At 55.0% G+C, this 17008-nt stretch carries 11 protein-coding genes; 8 read left to right on the forward strand and 3 right to left on the reverse strand.

Features of this window, described 5'->3' with window-relative positions:
- The first annotated feature begins 15 nt into the window (after positions 1-15).
- The 4 genes from HPY30_17170 (at position 16) to HPY30_17185 (ending at position 3666) form a co-directional block, all read left to right on the forward strand.
- Positions 16-1149 carry an ABC transporter permease gene (locus tag HPY30_17170; GenBank protein QYZ67563.1) on the forward strand — a complete coding sequence of 378 codons (1134 nt, stop codon included), beginning with the start codon at positions 16-18 and terminating at the stop codon, positions 1147-1149.
- A 75-nt stretch (positions 1150-1224) separates the two neighbouring features.
- The gene (locus HPY30_17175) at positions 1225-1947 is read left to right on the forward strand and encodes an ATP-binding cassette domain-containing protein (GenBank protein ID QYZ68107.1); all 723 of its coding nucleotides are present in this window, start codon (positions 1225-1227) and stop codon (positions 1945-1947) included.
- A 67-nt stretch (positions 1948-2014) separates the two neighbouring features.
- A complete protein-coding gene (locus HPY30_17180) occupies positions 2015-3058 on the forward strand; it encodes an MCE family protein (GenBank protein QYZ67564.1) in 1044 nt (347 codons plus the stop codon).
- Complete coding sequence (locus tag HPY30_17185) at positions 3058-3666, forward strand: membrane integrity-associated transporter subunit PqiC (GenBank protein ID QYZ67565.1); 609 nt, start codon at positions 3058-3060, stop codon at positions 3664-3666. The genes HPY30_17180 and HPY30_17185 overlap by 1 nt, the downstream gene beginning before the upstream one ends.
- Positions 3667-3766: 100 nt before the next feature.
- Here the strand turns inward: HPY30_17185 and HPY30_17190 are convergent, their stop codons facing one another.
- Together HPY30_17190 and mfd are read right to left on the reverse strand one after the other, a co-directional pair.
- Positions 3767-4588 (reverse strand): hypothetical protein, encoded by an 822-nt coding sequence (locus HPY30_17190; protein QYZ67566.1) that lies wholly within the window; start codon positions 4586-4588, stop codon positions 3767-3769.
- A 149-nt stretch (positions 4589-4737) separates the two neighbouring features.
- Positions 4738-8217: a transcription-repair coupling factor gene (gene mfd / locus HPY30_17195; GenBank protein QYZ67567.1), complete on the reverse strand. Its 3480-nt coding sequence runs from the start codon at positions 8215-8217 to the stop codon at positions 4738-4740.
- A 460-nt stretch (positions 8218-8677) separates the two neighbouring features.
- Between mfd and HPY30_17200 the strand changes: the two genes are divergently transcribed.
- Positions 8678-10117 carry a hydroxylamine oxidoreductase gene (locus tag HPY30_17200; GenBank protein QYZ67568.1) on the forward strand — a complete coding sequence of 480 codons (1440 nt, stop codon included), beginning with the start codon at positions 8678-8680 and terminating at the stop codon, positions 10115-10117.
- Between the two features lie 131 nt (positions 10118-10248).
- Here the strand turns inward: HPY30_17200 and HPY30_17205 are convergent, their stop codons facing one another.
- Entirely contained in the window at positions 10249-12513 is a 2265-nt protein-coding gene (locus HPY30_17205) for a tRNA(Met) cytidine acetyltransferase (GenBank protein QYZ67569.1), read from the reverse strand.
- A 108-nt stretch (positions 12514-12621) separates the two neighbouring features.
- On the opposite strand from HPY30_17205, the gene hypF reads away from it, so the two are divergent.
- The 3 genes from hypF to amrB are packed head-to-tail and all read left to right on the forward strand — an operon-like array spanning position 12622 to position 16897.
- Positions 12622-14964 carry a carbamoyltransferase HypF gene (hypF, locus tag HPY30_17210; GenBank protein QYZ68108.1) on the forward strand — a complete coding sequence of 781 codons (2343 nt, stop codon included), beginning with the start codon at positions 12622-12624 and terminating at the stop codon, positions 14962-14964.
- Between the two features lie 28 nt (positions 14965-14992).
- Positions 14993-16075: an AmmeMemoRadiSam system radical SAM enzyme gene (gene amrS / locus HPY30_17215; GenBank protein QYZ67570.1), complete on the forward strand. Its 1083-nt coding sequence runs from the start codon at positions 14993-14995 to the stop codon at positions 16073-16075.
- 21 nt (positions 16076-16096) lie between these two features.
- A complete protein-coding gene (gene amrB / locus HPY30_17220) occupies positions 16097-16897 on the forward strand; it encodes an AmmeMemoRadiSam system protein B (protein ID QYZ67571.1) in 801 nt (266 codons plus the stop codon).
- Positions 16898-17008 lie beyond the last annotated feature (111 nt).

Raw genomic sequence — 17008 nt, forward strand, 5'->3', positions numbered from 1 at the left:
CGACCTGAGATTCAGATGCAAAGCAAGTCTTTAACAATATCTTATCTTGCTGATAATTCAGTAGAAATATCATTGTTAGGCGACTGGTGCCTGACTTGTGAAGTCGTAACGTGGCAGTCATTCCAGGCGCTGTTTGAGCAGTATTCAGAGCCGCCCGAGAAAATAGATTTTGTCAGTTCTGACCTTGAGAATTGGGACAGCAAACTGCTGCTGTTCCTGGTTAAATTAGATGCTTATGCTCAGTCTCGGCATATACCCGTCAATTGGGACGGTCTGCCGGATGGGGCGAAAGGACTCTTGCGCCTGGCCACGGAGGTGCCTGAGAGAAGCGGTGCCCGCAAACGGACAAGGACCAGATCATTGGTGTATCGCCTGGGAACATGGGCAATGGGTGGGGTTGAAGAGCTTACCGGTTTGGCCACATTTCTGGGTGAGTGGCTGCTTTCGATCGGCAGATTCTTTACCGGCAGGGCGAGCTTTAGATGGGTTGATTTCAACCGTTTTCTTCAGTCTGCCGGTGCTGGTGCACTGCCTATCGTTGGCGTAATCAGCCTACTGGTGGGTGCTGTCCTTGGGTTTGTCGGGGCCGTTCAATTGCAGATGTTTGGGGCTCAGATCTACGTTGCCGACCTTGTGGGACTTGGTGTCGTAAGAGAGATGGGGGCGATGATGACGGCTATCATCATGGCTGGCCGCACCGGATCGGCCTACGCGGCCCAGTTGGGCACCATGCAGGTGAATGAGGAGATAGACGCACTGCGTACCATGGGGATCTCACCGATGGATTTTCTGGTATTGCCCCGCACCCTGGCGCTGATTTTGATGTTGCCGCTGCTCTGCCTCTGGTCAGATGCTCTGGGTATCCTGGGTGGATTGCTGGTAGGTGTCTCGATATTGGATATCGCATTGCTGGAGTATTTACAGCAGACCAAAGAGGCTATCAGCCTCTCTGATATCGCCACCGGGCTCATAAAAAGCCTGATTTTTGCTGTTGTAGTCTCTCTGGCAGGATGCCTGCGAGGGTTACAGAGCGGACGTAATTCAGCAGCTGTGGGCAATGCGACCACCTCTGCCATGGTTACGGCAATTCTTCTGATCGTCATCTGGGACGCGCTTACAACCATTATTTTCAACCGTCTGGGGATATGAATCATGGAGAAAGGTGCCCAGGTTGAGATAGCAAACCGCTCGGGATTAGAGCATATCGAAGTGCGGGGAATGACCATGGCATATGGTGATTTTCTGATTCAGAAAGATCTGGATTTCACGATAAATCAGGGAGATATATTTATTATTATGGGTGGCAGTGGCTGCGGGAAAAGTACGCTTCTGCGCCATTTGGTCGGCCTGCATCCCCCCGCCGCCGGGGAGGTGCTCTATCAGGGAAACTCATTCTGGCAATTGGCGCCGAATAAGCGGAATGCGTTAATGCGAAAGATGGGTGTGCTCTATCAGGGCGGGGCCTTGTGGACCGCCATGACACTGGCTGAAAATATCGCTTTGCCACTGGAAGAGTACACGTCGCTCACGCCCGCGGAGGTCAATGAGCTTGTTTCATACAAACTTTCTCTGGTAGGGCTGAAAGGCTTTGAAGACTACTATCCTTCCGAGATCAGCGGTGGTATGCAGAAGCGGGCGGCCCTTGCCAGGGCGATGGCACTGGATCCCGAGACCCTTTTTTTCGATGAGCCATCAGCCGGTCTGGATCCTGTCAGCGCGCGCCTGCTCGACGATCTCATTCTTGAATTGCGGGATAGTCTGGGCGCAACCATCGTGATCGTGACTCACGAGCTGGCCAGTATCTTTGCCGTTGGTAATAACTCGGTCTTTCTGGATGCGGCGAGCAAAACAATGATTGCGGAGGGGGATCCCAAGCGATTACTGGTGGAGACGGATAATCCTGTCGTGAGGAAATTTCTTACCCGTGGCGAAGAGGGATATCCATGAGTGAATTTTCAGTGAGAAAAGCCGATGCTCTATATCGAAACGAGTTTGGACATAGGAAGTGCCGCCAATGACCGCAAAAGCCAATCCATCGATTATCGGGATGTTTGTGCTCAGTGCGCTGGCATTGGGCATTCTTGCTATTTTCTATCTTGGCGATGCTGGCCTGAATGAAGAGAAGCCCCGGCTTATTCTGTTTTTTGAGGGGGATGTCAAAGGGCTCGATGTAGGTTCGCCTGTGACTTTGCGGGGAGTCCGGATCGGCCAGGTGGAGGATATTGCTGTTGTTTTCGACAGCAAAGACCTCTCATTCGATATACCCGTTATTATCAGTGTCACACGGTCCAAGCTGGGCTTTGAAAAAGGAATGGAGAGTGAAAAAGATGGTTTGCTGCTGGATCGTCTGATCGAGCAGGGCCTGAGGGCTCGCTTGAATATGCAGAGCCTGGTGACCGGAAAACTGGAGGTCGAATTGGGATTTCATCCCAATAGCGAGGCAAAAAGACGAGGTTTGAGCAGCGTGTATCCCGAGATACCGACTATACCCTCAAATATGGAGAAGATTGCCAGGGTCCTGGAGGATCTTCCGCTCGAACGAATCGCCAAACGAACCGAAGAGATCTTGGCTGGAATCGATAAGCTTGTTAATGATCCGGATTTGCCGGAGATGCTTGTCCATCTTGCTTCGGCCATAAAAAGATTCGATAGTCTCGCCCGGAAACTCGAAACCTCTGCCCCGGACCTGACCAGTCGATCTGCGATCATGATCGATGAGGCCCGCAAACTGGTGGAACAGTTGCAGACACAGTTTGGACCTCTTATTGCAGAGTGGATTCGCGTGGCCCGAGATTCCCGAACCATGATCGATAGGATGGACAAAAAAGTTGACCATGCGGTGGAGAGTTGGGACGAGACACTTCTCAGTGGGGAGCAGGCCTTCTCCCAGTTCAGCAAGACCATGTCATCCGCTGAATCGATAGTGGCCGAGGATTCGCCCGTCATGCAGGATGTCAGCGTTGCGCTGCGAGAACTGGCGGCTGCCACGCGTTCGATCCGCATCATGGCGGAGTATCTTGAACGCCACCCCGAGGCATTGATCAGAGGAAAGCAGTGATGAAACCCCTATGGAAATACGCAGTGGCGTTGCTGACTATTGCTTCGATGCTTCACCTGGCCGGTTGTGCCAGCCCATCTCAGCCAACCCGGTTCTATCGTTTGAATGCGGCGGTCGATTTACCGGCTCCAGCTGAAAGCGCTCAGGCGCGGTTACCCGAAGTTGGGCTGGGCCCGGTTCATCTCTCCAGCTATCTCGATCGTCCACAGATCGTCAATCGGGCGGGATTATACCGATTGCAGTTGAACGAGTTCGATCAATGGGCAGGAACCTTACAGGAAAATATCATCCAGGTTCTGGTTGACTACCTCTCCGCTTCGTTAGGAGAGAATCGGGTGGTTGCCTACCCATGGCACGGCTCCCTAAAGCCCGATTATGACATCTCCTTCTATTTTAGCCGATTCGATGCGGTGGACGGTTTGCAGGTGATCCTGCAAGCGCGCTGGATGCTGTTGGATAGGGCAAAGGGCAAGGTACTCGATACACGACAGGTAACAATTTCTGAGCCGATCAAGGGAGCGGAACCCGAGGCCATTGTTGCGGCAGGGAGTCGCGCACTGGAGAAGCTCTCCAGACGACTTGAAGCGTTGCTGAGAAAGCAGCTGTAAGATCGGATTGCCGTGATGAACGCTGGTAGTCAATCTACTGACTTCTATCTAAACCCCAGCCAGTCTGGCTCCCGCCCCTACGAGCAATAATCGGATACTGTTAGCTCGACGTGCTCACAGGTTCTTGCTTCGGTTGGGATTCGACCTCTCCATCGACAGGTGTCCCGTCTTCGACAGGCTCAGGTTCAGTGGGGAGTTCGTAACGACTGGCCAGAAAAAGTACCCCGATGATGGGATGGTCGAGATAGTGGATCTCTCCACTGCGCATTCTGCGCTGTGACTGCATTCGAAAGGTGCGAAAAGCGGGGCGGAACTCTAAGCTGTTACCCGTCATTCCATCTTCCGTCTCCCACCGCCGCAGTAGCAGATCAGTATCAAGATGTAGATAGCGTTTGACGCCGACTCTGATCGTGCCCTCCAGCATTAGGGGCTCATCAATGGCAGATTGTGGGTTTGAAGACTTAGGCAACTCCAGGAATAGTTGTTGGGACTGGTCAGGATCGATAACCTGCTGACGCCAGGCGACATGCAGCAGTGGTTTGTAATTTCGGGATCTGGAGAGGTGCTGATGCTGTTCACTGAGTTGCCATTCAGACTTGGCAAGTGGTCTAAAAGGTTCAGGTTCAGGTTCAGGAGCTGGTGGCGCTGCTGTTTCGATCGGTTCCTGCAGCCCGATTTCGCGAGCCCGGTCCTCGGTTAGTGGTATGGCATTCAGCCGTGATGGCGTACCTGGGTCATCCGGCCAGAATTCAGTGGTGCCGGCACCGGCGCTGATACGTTCAAATATCAGAATCTCAAACTGGTACCAGGGTGGTGCTTCCTCTTCCGGCTGTTCTTCAGCGGTAGCAAGCGTTCCGGCCAGGCTCAGAACGAGCGTAAAAGGTAACCAATATTTGTGTTTTTTCTGCACGTTCCAACTCATATTGTTTTCTTAAGACTTGCCAGCCTAGGGAATAATTGTCATTTCGAGCATAGCGAGAAATCTCAACCCACGTAAGCTTTTGATAGCTCCGTAGTTTGAGATCTCTCCCTGCGGTCGAGATGACAGAGACCGAATTAATCAGAGATTCCCTAGTCTATCAGTCTATCGATCAGGACATCTATTTCGTTCACGCGTTCGATTGGGTCGGGCATATCCTGGATATACCTGAGTTTATCGCCACCATCCATTTTATACATCTGGGGACGGGTTTGGATCAGGCGGATCAGGTTTGCCGGATCGATTTTGGGGTCTGAATCAAATAGCATACGCGCCCCTTTGGATCCCCCTTCGATCTTGCGGATCCCCAGAGGGTGGGCCCGTAGTTTGAGTTCGGTGATCGCAAAAAGATTCTTGGCTGTTTGGGGCAACAGACCGAAGCGGTCGATCATCTCGACCTGTAGTTCGCGCAGTTCGTCATGGGTCGCAGCGCTGGCGATCCTCTTATAGAGCACCAACCGGCTGTGCACATCCGGCAGATAGTCTTCCGGCAGCAGCGCCGCAATGCCCAGCTCAATCTCGGTGCCGTGGTCCAGGGGGCGGTCGAGTGTCGGCTGCTCCCCCGCCTTGAGAGCTTTCACCGCCCGCTCCAGAAGTTCGGAATAGAGGGTGAAGCCGATCTCGTTGATCTGACCGCTCTGTTCGTCGCCGAGCAGCTCTCCGGCGCCGCGGATCTCCATGTCATGGGTGGATAGGGTGAAGCCGGCTCCCAGGTCCTCCAGGGATTCGATTGCTTCCAGCCGTTTCTTTGCATCGGCGGTCATCACCCCGCTGGGTGGAGTCAGCAGATAGGCGTAGGCACGGTGGTGGGATCGACCGACCCGGCCGCGAATCTGGTGCAGCTGGGCCAGGCCGAGTTTGTCCGCACGGTTGATGATCATGGTGTTGGCGGTGGGGACGTCGATGCCGCTCTCCACGATGGTGGTGCAGACCAGCAGGTTGAATCGCTGGTGATAGAAGTCCCGCATGATGCCTTCCAGTTCGCGCTCACGCATCTGGCCGTGAGCCACCTGCAGGCGGACGCCGGGCAGTAGTCCCTCAAGCCGCTCCGCCATATTTTCGATGGTGCTGACCTCGTTGTGCAGGAAGTAGATCTGACCGCCGCGCTTCAGCTCGCGCTGACAGGCCTCGGCAATCAATGTGTCGTTCCACTGACTGACGAAGGTCTTGATGGGATGGCGCAGTGCCGGAGGGGTAGCGATGATCGAGAGATCGCGCATCCCCGCCATCGCCATGTTGAGGGTTCGGGGGATCGGGGTGGCAGTCAGTGTCAGCAGGTCCACCTCACTGCGAAGGGCTTTGAGCTTCTCCTTGTGGCGTACGCCGAAGCGGTGCTCCTCGTCGATGATCACCAGTCCGAGGTCTTTGAACTTAATGCCCTCGGAGAGCAGTTTGTGGGTGCCGACAACGATATCGAGTGTGCCGTCGGCCAGTCCGTCGATGACCTTCTGTTGCTGTTTTCCAGTGCGGAAGCGGGAGAGGCTCTCGACCTTGACCGGCCAGTCGGCAAAGCGGTCGGCAAAGTTCTGATAGTGCTGCTGGGCGAGCAGGGTGGTGGGTACCAGCACCACCACCTGCTTGTTGCCTTGGGTGGCCATGAAGGCGGCGCGCATGGCAACCTCTGTCTTGCCGAAGCCCACATCCCCGCAGACGACACGGTCCATGGGTTGAGGCGAAGCCATATCTTCCAGCACCGAGTCGATGGTCTGCTGTTGGTCCGGTGTCGTCTCGAACTCAAAGGTGGCGCTGAAGCTCTGATATTCGTCTGCAGGTTCAGGAAAGGCAACGCCGCGCCGGGCGGCACGGCGGGCATAGATCTCCAGCAACTCTGCAGCGACATCCCGAACCTGTTTGGCGGCCTTGCGCTTGGTCTTCTCCCACTGCTCTCCGCCGAGGCGGTGGAGGGGAGCATTGTCGGGTGATGCGCCCGCATATCGGCTGATCAGGTGAAGTGAAGCGACCGGTACATAGAGCTTGTCGCCCTTGGCGTACTCCAGGGTCAGAAACTCGGTCGCGAGACCGCCGACCTCGATGGTCTGCAGTCCCTGATAGCGGCCGACACCGTGATCCTCATGCACCACAGGTGCGCCGATGTGGAGTTCCGTCAGGTTGCGTACGATCTGGTCCGGGTCACGGGTCGCCTTCTGCCGCCGTCGTGTCTGCCGCACCTGCTCACCGTAGAGTTGAGTCTCGGTGATCAGGGTGATACCGCTCTCCTGCAACCAAAGCCCCTGTTCAATGGGAGCAACCGTCAGGGCGATAGGGGGCTTTTCATCAATAAATGACTGCCAACTATCAACCACTATGGGTTTGATACCGAAATCCCGCAACGTACCCAATAACATTTCCCGTCTTCCCGCACTCTCTGCCACGAAGAGCGTGTGGCCATCGTTGGAAGAGAGGAAGTCCTGCAGCAGCGCAGCCGGACGTTGAGCCCGAGCCTGTATGCCCAGGGGAGGGGGGAGTTGGGTGGCGAAGTTGGCGAATCCGGCATAACCTTTCCGGCGGCTGGAGATTTCGTGTCTCTGCACCGAAACTCCTGCCGGAGACTTCATGCGGGAGATTAGTTCATCCGTGGAGAGGTAGATCTTTCCCGGTGGCAGCAGTGGGCGTTCCAGATCGTGTTTTCTCTCATCGTAGCGGCCTTGGACCTGCTCAAAAAAACTGTCCGCCTGCTCCCGGATGTCCTCGGTCTGGATGAGTAGATGATTCTCAGGCAGGTAATCGAAGAGCGTGTTTGTGGTCTCGAAAAAGAGGGGAAGATAGTATTCTAGACCACTGGGAACCTGCCCTTCCGAGACGTCGCTGTAGATCAGGCTGCGTTGCAGATCACCTTCAAACTGATTGCGGTAGTTGCGGCGAAAGAGAGCAATGCCCGCTTCATCCAGAGGAAACTCCCGGGCCGGTAACATTCTGATCTGATTAATCTTTTCCAGTGAACGTTGGGTCTCCGGATCAAAGGTGCGGATGCTGTCCACTTCGTCATCGAACAGGTCGATCCTGAAGGGCACGAGGTTGCCCATGGGAAATACATCCAGCAGGGAACCGCGAACTGCAAACTCGCCATGGGCGAGTACCTGAGAGACACATTGATAACCACTTCTCTCCAGGCGCTGGCGTGTCCTATCCAGATTGAGTTGTTGTCCCAGGTCCACGATCAGGGAGTGGTGGTCGAGAAATGCCTTCGGGCAGAGACGTTGCATCAGCGTGGCGATTGGCACCAGCAGGATGCATCGCTCCATCTGTGGCAAACGCGAGAGGGAGAGCAGTCGCTGCGAGATCAACTCCGGGAGTGGGGAGAAGAGATCATAGGGCAGTGTTTCCCAATCGGGGAAACTGAGCACGGGCAGTTTATCGTCTCCGAGGAAAAAAACGAGTTCCGCTTCAAGTTGTGCTGCCCTTTGCACCGTATCCACGGCGACCAGTACGACACCATTAAAAGCCCGTGCGGCGTTGGCGATGGCGAGCGCAGAACTGCCACCATAGAGCTGTCCCCACTGCAGCTGTTCACCTAGCTTGGCCGGCAGCGTGGGATTAAAGAGGGCATGGTTATTGTCTTGTGTTATGGACATCTGGCAGGATTTGATAAAAGTGAAATTATCTCATACCCGGGAGGATGGGGCAGGGGAAGTTTTTTCTGCCGCTATTACGGTAAACCCTTAGGATATGGAGGAATACTTGATTTACGTCAATGATATATACAGGCATCAATGTGAATATCGTTCTTGCGACAAAGATAAGAAAAAAATACGGATTTCGCGCAGCATGCGAAACCATGTAGTCCCTTGACTGCAGTATCACAAAGGGTTGGATGGGGTGGCAGTTCTCCCTGCCTTATTATTCTAAAAATTCACGGTTGACCGGTTATGAGGTGTGTCCAATTACCTCTGACTATGTTTTTGGATAGCAGTTCCCTCTCTCAAAGAGTTGGGATATCACGCTGTTTTTTTAGTTCTGATTCTTTCGCATTCCTGATCAGGTTTCCGGCTACCGGAGTCGGAACTTTAATACCGCAATTGAAGGAGACTACAAATGCGAAAATGGTGGCTAATGGGGATTGGCGCCGCACTGTTGTTAACCCAAGGGTTTGCAACGGCCGCGGTCAAAGCTCCACCAAAACAAATGTCAGAAGAGACCAAAGAGTGCGTTAAGTGCCATAAGAAAAACAACCCCGGGTTGGTTCAGATGTGGGGTTCAAGCAAGCACTATGGCGCCAATGTTGGTTGTTACGAGTGTCATCAAGCGGATGCCAAAGATGTGGATGCTTTCATTCACGATGACAAGAAAGTAAAGAAACATATCTCAATCATCGTTTCTCCGAAAGACTGTGCAAACTGTCACGAAAACGAAGAGAAAGAGATGACAGCGTCTCACCATGCGGAAGCAGGTAAGATCATGGGTTCTCTGGATAACCTGCTCGCAGAGGTTGTTGAGGGTGATATGGGCATGGTTACCGAAGGTTTCCCTGATGGTGTATCTGCAGCCGCAGTCGTTGGTTGCTGGCAGTGTCACGGTTCCCACGTGAAGGTACTCAAAGACGGTGCACTGGATCCGGCGACCTGGCCTAACACGGGTATCGGCCGAATCAATCCTGATGGTTCCAAAGGTACTTGTGCAGCCTGTCACTCACGTCACTCGTTTTCAGTAGCGCAAGCGCGTCAGCCTGAGAACTGCTCCAAGTGTCACATGGGTCCTGACCATCCTCAAAAGGAGATCTATGACGAGTCCAAACACGGCATCGCTTATCGAGCCAACCGTGAGAAGATGAACATGGATAACCCCAAGTGGATCCCCGGGGAAGACTACTACGCTGCTCCAACTTGCGCCACCTGTCACATGAGTGAAACCCGTAAGCAGGGCATCACCCATAACGTAGGTGACCGTATCAGCTGGAACAACCGTCCTCCTGTCTCCAAGAAGCAGGGCTGGATAGAAGGCACCGTAGGCTGGGAAGATCGTCGTGACAAGATGAAAGATGTCTGTAACTCTTGTCATGAAGAGGGTTGGACTGAGAACTTCTATGTTCAGTATGACGGTCTGGTTGAACTCTACAACCGTAAGTATGGTAAGCCTGGTCTGAAGTTGATGAAGGCGGCCAAGCCTTTGATCAAAGGTCCCAAGTTCTCCAACAAGATCGACTTTATCTGGTTCGAACTTTGGCACCATGAGGGACGTCGCGCACGTATGGCGGCTTCCATGATGGGTCCGGATATCACTCACTGGGAAGGTACTTACGATCTGGGTAAGAACTTCTATACCGAGTTGGTTCCTGAGCTGAAAGAGCTGATCGAACACGGCATGCATGGTAGCGACGCTGACGTGAAGGCTGCAAAGAACCTTCAAAGGGTTCTGACTGCGGTGCTGAATTCCGATTCACACAAGTGGTTCCTCGGCAAGATGAGCAAAGCTGAAGCTGCAAAGCGTAAGGCCCGTCAGGCAGAGTTCAAGAACCGTTACAAAGTTAAGCACTAAGTAACGTTCGACGAACGACGGTCTATTAAGACGAGAAACCCTTCACCCCCTTGCGGGGTGGAGGGTTTTTTTGGGGAGTCCTTAGTCCACTCGACAAATAGCGCCAGAATCCACACTGTAAGGGGAGACGGTTATTCTTCCTTTGCTTTGGTAGAGGCGGATTGGAACTTGCTTGTTCTGAAGCCAAGCTGTTCGATTCTCTCTTTGACCTGCCGATCCCCCATTTCTGTAACGAGTTTTCCTACTGCGTTTTTTATCGCTTGCTCTACTGCTGTCCGGCCTGGCATATCCAACGCTCTGGCCAGATATTGCCAGTCATGGCGTTGAAGTACCTTCATCATCAGTAACCGCTGTTCACTGGTGGTGAGCAATGAGGAGTGCCCGGCATTGGCAAAGAACCGAAGGCAGAGAGTGGTGATTGGGGGCAGGGTGATCTCAAATCCGCGATTGGCAAAGCTGAAGGCGATAAGGTCGAGCCAGTCCTGCGGTTCCAGGATTGGGAGTGAGGGTTCTTTCTTCTGCAGCAGCAGTGTGAGTGCCAGTGACGGCTCCATCACTTGCAGGGAATCTCCCAGCAATATCGGGAAATGACTGAGGAAGCGTGTCCGGGCCTGTTGAAACATCTTCTTGCCAGCAGCGGAAGTTGGACGCAGCACGATTATGGAGTGGGCGCCACTGCTGGCGCCGCGACGTATGCCGACCCGGATGGGCAGCAGTCCGCCTGCCCGCCAGAACTGCATCAACTCCTGGGTGGCGCCGAAACTCGCACCGATATAATCCAATCCTTCCGCTTCTGCCTGCTGTCGTATCGCAGCCACCATGCGGCTGCCCAATCCCTGCTGCTGGAGTGCAGGGTGCACCGCGATGCGCATGATGCGCGCGCCCAGCAGGCAGGCGGCGGTTTCCAGTCCAAGATGGGCGCTTAGTGACTGGGCGAGCAGATGTCCCCGGGGGCGGCGGTGTCCGGCCCAGATGGCTTCGGCGGTGGCCGGGGTGAATCCCCCTTCGCGGGCGACCAGTGCCGTGGCAACGATGCGCCCCTGGTGGCGCAGCACTGTGATACTTAGGTTTGGGCCATCCAGAAGTTGGCGCAGATCGAGGGGGGTGGTGCGGTAGTGGGCGAGCACTAACAGGCCAAATAGATCGGAGAGATCGTTTTCATTGGCGGCAAGCTGATCCCGGTTCAGGCTTTCCAGGACTATCTCTGCTGGATCTGCTTGCTGCAGTTCATCGTCAGGTACAGGCGAGGCGTCAAGTGCAAGGGCGCGAAAGATGAATCTCTCCAGCGGATCACCGGTGGCCCAGCGGATCGGGGTCTCCAGGAAAATCTGCCGCCACTGCGGACGGCGCTGGTCGAGTATCTTGCGGAAGCGCACTGTAAAACCCCGGCCGGTACCTTCGTAACCGTGAATGGTGGAGGCAAAGGCGATGCGGGGATAGTGATCCAGCAGTCGCTCAAGCATGGGGGAGGGGATGGCAGCTGCCTCGTCCACCAACAACAGGTCGCCGGGAAGCGGGGAGTGGATCAGTTCATCCGGTGCGACAAAACGCAGTTGTGCCTCTCCGAGGTGGATGGCGCCCCTGCTGCATTCTGCTTCCGGCAGCAGGCTGCAAGCACTTTGGAACAGCGGTTCGACCGCTGCCAGTCTGGGTGCGGTGACGAGAATCTTTAACACGCTCTGTTGCAGAAGCCTGGCCGCGGCAATGCCCATAGCCGCTGACTTGCCGCGTCCCCGGTCGGAGATCAATGCTACCGGGCGTCGACGGTGTCCTGTGACGACTTTGATCACTGCTTCCACCGCAGTGAGCTGGTCAGCTGTCAGGCAATCCGGATCCTCAGCGGGGGACGGGGTGTATGCCGGTTGAACTGCCGGAAGCGGGGGCAAGGGCTTATCCTGTTCGATCTGCAGGATCGTTGCATCATCCGTAAGCAGGTGGGCGAAACGGGAGAGAAAACGGCCGCTTATATCATGGGATTCATAACCTGCCACGGTGATACGGGCATATTCCGGATCGTCGTATCCAGGCCACTCACTCAGTGGGGGAGAGAGCGTCAGCAGTACTCCCCCGGCCCGGATCGTGCCACTGGATGCGCCTAAAGCATCAACATCGAGTCCACTGAAGGCATCGAACACCAGTGCATCGATCTCCTGCCCGAGCAGGGTGGTCGCCTTGCTTGCGGGGATGCTGTCGATCTCCGGGGGACTGTCCAGGCCGATCCATAACGAACGATTGAAGGTGAGTCTTTTTAACAGTTCAGCGGCAACCGTGCGGCTCCATTGAGGTTTACCGGAGAGCAACAGCATGCCCCGGTGGGAGGAGAGACGCCGGTTTGCAAGAAACCTGGATGCCAGTGATATAAGTTCATCAGGATCTGGGTGTGCAGGCTCAGGCATCGTTGAGGGTGATTCCAGTTAAACAGGCCACTATTATAGTCAGAAGTCTATCGACAGGATTGTGGTGTGACTGCTAGTTTTAGGTCGACAGTGCCAAAGGAGCAAGTTATCTCTGCTGAAAAGATCCGTGTAAGAGGATTGGTCCAGGGTGTGGGGTTTCGTCCTACAGTCTGGCGCGTTGCCAATGAGTGCGGATTATCGGGTTACGTTTATAACGATAGCGAGGGTGTTCTGATCCGGATTTGGGGGGAGCAGAGCACTTGTGACCGCTTCTGCCGCCAGTTGCTGGAAGAGTCTCCGCCATTGGCGCGGATCGACAGCCTGGAGAGGGAGCCGTCGGCCACTGACAATGGACCGACAGGTTTTACTATCACCGAGAGCCGGGAGGGTGAGATCCGTACCGGCATAGTGCCCGATGCCGCCACCTGTCCCGCCTGCCGTTCAGAGATCTTTGATCCGGTTGATCGCCGTTATCGTTATCCCTTCACCAACTGCACCCATTGCGGCCCTCGTCTGACCATTGTCGAGGGTATCCCTTACGACCGGAAAAATACCAGCATGCGGCACTTTCCTATGTGTCCCGTCTGCGAGGTTGAATATGCCGATCCGGCAAACCGGCGGTTTCATGCCCAGCCGAATGCCTGTCCGGTCTGTGGTCCTGCGGTCTGGATTGAGACGTATGACGGGCAGAAGATTGAAGTTGCCTCGATGGAGAGTCCGGATCCAATCGAAGCGGTCAGTCAGCGCCTGGAGAATGGAGAGATCGTTGCGATCAAGGGGGTGGGAGGATTTCACCTCGCCTGTGACGCCACCAACGGTGCAGCAGTAGCCAGGCTGCGACAACGCAAGGGGCGTTTTCACAAACCCTTTGCGATGATGGCCAGGGATATAACGGTTATTCGCAAATATGCCCTGGTGGATGAAGATGAATCCGGGGTGCTGGGCAGTCCAGCCGCGCCGATTCTCTTATTGGATAAGAGGCCTGGCCTGACCCTGCCGGAAGCGTTGGCGCCGGGACAGAGCACCCTGGGTTTCATGCTGCCCTACACCCCGTTGCACCATCTGCTGCTGGCCGGTTGGGAGGTTCCGCTGGTAATGACCAGTGGCAACCTCAGCGATGAACCTCAGTGTACCGATAATGCGGATGCGGCATCACGTCTGCATGGATTGGCGGATGCCTATCTCCAGCATAATCGTCCCATCGTCAATCGGGTGGATGACTCGGTGGCGCGTTTTATGAATGGAAAACCCCGGCTGTTGCGACGGGCACGGGGTTATGCGCCCAGCCCGTTTGTCTTGCCGGCAGGTTTCAAAAACGCCCCACCGGTTTTGGCATTGGGAGGGGAGTTGAAGAGTACCTTCTGCCTGTTGCAGGACGGCCAGGCGATTCTCTCCCAGCATCTTGGGGATCTGGAGGATCTCCTGACATTCAGGGATTACGAAAAAACACTTGACCTCTATCGCCATCTCTTCGATTTTCAGCCGAAATCCCTGGTGGCGGATCTGCACCCCGGTTATCGCACAACCCGGTTTGGCCGCCAGTATGGAGAACGTGAATCGATCCCTCTGCAACAGGTGCAGCATCACCACGCCCACATCGCCAGTGTGCTGGCCGATTATGGATGGCCGCTGGATGGGGGACAGGTGCTGGGTATCGCGCTGGATGGATCCGGTTACGGCGATGATGGCACAGTCTGGGGCGGGGAGTTTCTCATCGCCGACTATCTGGACTACAGAAGGGCCGGTTTCTTCAAACCGGTGCCCCTGCCTGGTGGGACAAAGGCAATCGAGCAGCCTTGGCGTTCTGCCTTTGCCCAGCTTTGCAGCAGTTTTGAATGGGATAAATGCCTGCAGGAGTGGGGGAGGCTGGAAGCGATACTCGACTTGCAAACAAGACCTTTGACTGTGCTCCAGGGCATGATGGAAAAAGGGGTCAACACGCCCTTGACCAGTTCTTGCGGCAGGCTGTTTGATGCAGTGGCCGCCATTTTGAATATATGCCGGGAAGAGGTGAGTTATGAAGGGCAGGCGGCAATCGAACTGGAGGCGTTAATCGATCCGGCTGAGATGGCGCAATCTGGCGGTTACCCATTCGAGTCCACTGCAGGCATGCTCGATGCCACGCCGATGTGGCAGGCACTGCTGGAAGATCTGACTCAGGGTGTGTCCCAAGGCAAGATCGCAACACGCTTTCACCGTGGTTTGGCTGATGCGGTGGTTGCGATGGCCACTTCGCTTGCTCTTGAAGAAGGTGTGTCGACGGTGGCGCTGTCCGGCGGGGTATTCCAGAATCGCACACTTTTCGAGGCTGTGATGGCCGGGCTGAAACGGGCCGATTTACAGGTCTTGAGCCATCGCCAGGTACCGGCAAATGATGGTGGTCTCTCCCTCGGTCAGGCAGTCATAGGTGCGGCCCGCCACATCAAGCGCAGAAGCCTGCTAGATTGTTAGTAGATGCAGATGGATTTGAGAGTGCGTCATGAAAACTGTCGTTCCCACAAAATACTGGCATGCGCTGGAGGATGGCCGGGTTCAGTGCGATCTCTGCCCCCGTTTCTGTCATATCAAGAAGGGCCGACAGGGGTTCTGTTTCGTGCGGGAGAACCGGGGGGGAGAGGTGGTTCTCACCACCTATGGTCGTTCCAGCGGCTTCTGCGTAGATCCCATTGAAAAAAAACCGTTGAACCACTACCTGCCAGGCACTCCGGTCCTATCATTTGGCACTGCCGGTTGTAATCTGGCCTGTAAGTTCTGCCAGAACTGGGATATCAGCAAGTCCAGGGAGACCCACACCCTAGCGGATGAGGCCTCGCCGGAGACGATTGCCAGGGTTGCCCTGGATCTCGGCTGCCGTAGTGTCGCCTATACTTACAACGATCCGGTTATCTTCCACGAATATGCCATCGACGTGGCTCAAGCCTGCCATGAAGTTGGGGTTCAGTCGGTCGCGGTGACCGCGGGTTATGTCTGTCCTGAACCGCGTGAGGCGTTCTATCATCACATGGATGCGGCCAATATCGATCTTAAGGCTTTTACCGAATCGTTTTATCATAAGCTCACCGGTTCCCATCTGCAGCCGGTGCTGGAGACGCTGCAATATCTCAAGCATGAGACCAGTGTCTGGTTTGAACTCACCACCCTGCTGATCCCCGGTGAAAACGATTCCGAGTCGGAACTTGAGGAGATGACTCAGTGGGTAGTCGACAAGCTGGGGCCGGATGTGCCGATGCATTTCTCGGCTTTTCACCCCAGTTGGAAGATGATGGACACCCCATCGACCCCTTTGGCGACTCTGACCCTGGCTCGCGGTATCGCCATGAAAAACGGTGTGCGATACGCCTATGTCGGCAACGTGCATGATCCAAAAGGGGATAGTACTTGGTGCCATCAGTGCGGCGAGCTGCTGATCGGTCGGGACTGGTACCAGCTCAGTGATTGGAATCTGACTCCTGAGGGCAAATGCAAAGCGTGTGGTGCTGTCTGTGCCGGGGTTATCGAAGCCGGTCCGGGGGATTGGGGTCCCAAACGTCAGCCTGTGCGGCTGGCTGACTATAAACGTTGATGGGGATTGGAGGAGGAGATTATGAGCAATATCAGATTGCCCGCTGTGGCGGGACTTTTCTACCCGGATGATGCCCGGACGCTGCGTGACATGGTCCAGGATTATCTGGATAGTGCCGATGCAGAAGGTACACTGCCAAAGGCCATCATTGCGCCCCATGCGGGTTATATCTATTCCGGCCCTGTCGCGGCCAGTGTCTATGCCAGGCTTGCTTCAGGCAGAGAAGGCGTCCGCCGGGTGGTGGTGCTGGGTCCCTCACATCGGGTGCCGTTTTACGGTTTGGCAATGAGTTCGGCAGAAGCCTTTCGCACCCCGCTTGGGGATATTCCGCTGGACCGAGAAGCCATGCAGTTAATTGCCGACCTGCCCCAAGTCAAACAGCTCGATGCTGCGCATGTGCAGGAACACTCACTTGAGGTTCAATTACCGTTTCTACAGTTGATGCTCGATCAGTTCAGTCTGATCCCACTGGTCGTGGGTGATGCGACGGCCAAAGAGGTCGGAGAAGTGCTGTCCCGGCTCTGGGGTGGCGAGGAAACGCTTATCGTTATCAGTTCGGATCTCAGTCACTATCATGACTATCTGACGGCGCAGAAGATGGACAAAGCGACCTCAGAGGCGATTGTGGCCATACACCCTGATGAGATCGGTTATGAAGATGCCTGTGGCCGTATTCCTGTCAAAGGGCTGTTACATCAGGTCCGATTGCAGGGACTGGATGGAGAGCTCGTCGATCTGCGAAACTCCGGCGATACGGCTGGATCGAGGGATCAGGTGGTGGGTTATGGCGCTTATGCTTTTTCCAGGCGTGCTGTTGCTTGAGAGGCTGCTCCTAGTTGATTTAAGCAATCGTGGTGCGCACGGCGCATCCTACGTTCTGTGGATTTAAGAATAAATATTGCTGGCCGCTATTCTTTGTAATGGAAAAGAGTC

Source organism: Gammaproteobacteria bacterium (ex Lamellibrachia satsuma) (genome assembly GCA_019623805.1).
Classification (GTDB): Bacteria; Pseudomonadota; Gammaproteobacteria; order Chromatiales; family Chromatiaceae; genus QGON01.

Excerpts from the sequence above, each read along its gene's own strand:
- HPY30_17170 (QYZ67563.1), top strand. The coding sequence starts at position 16 with ATGCAAAGCAAGTCTTTAACAATATCTTATCTTGCTGATAATTCAGTA.
- HPY30_17175 (QYZ68107.1), top strand. The coding sequence starts at position 1,225 with ATGGCATATGGTGATTTTCTGATTCAGAAAGATCTGGATTTCACGATA.
- HPY30_17180 (QYZ67564.1), top strand. The coding sequence starts at position 2,015 with ATGACCGCAAAAGCCAATCCATCGATTATCGGGATGTTTGTGCTCAGT.
- HPY30_17185 (QYZ67565.1), top strand. The coding sequence starts at position 3,058 with ATGAAACCCCTATGGAAATACGCAGTGGCGTTGCTGACTATTGCTTCG.
- HPY30_17190 (QYZ67566.1), bottom strand. The coding sequence starts at position 4,588 with ATGAGTTGGAACGTGCAGAAAAAACACAAATATTGGTTACCTTTTACG.
- mfd (QYZ67567.1), bottom strand. The coding sequence starts at position 8,217 with ATGTCCATAACACAAGACAATAACCATGCCCTCTTTAATCCCACGCTG.
- HPY30_17200 (QYZ67568.1), top strand. The coding sequence starts at position 8,678 with ATGCGAAAATGGTGGCTAATGGGGATTGGCGCCGCACTGTTGTTAACC.
- HPY30_17205 (QYZ67569.1), bottom strand. The coding sequence starts at position 12,513 with ATGCCTGAGCCTGCACACCCAGATCCTGATGAACTTATATCACTGGCA.
- amrS (QYZ67570.1), top strand. The coding sequence starts at position 14,993 with ATGAAAACTGTCGTTCCCACAAAATACTGGCATGCGCTGGAGGATGGC.
- amrB (QYZ67571.1), top strand. The coding sequence starts at position 16,097 with ATGAGCAATATCAGATTGCCCGCTGTGGCGGGACTTTTCTACCCGGAT.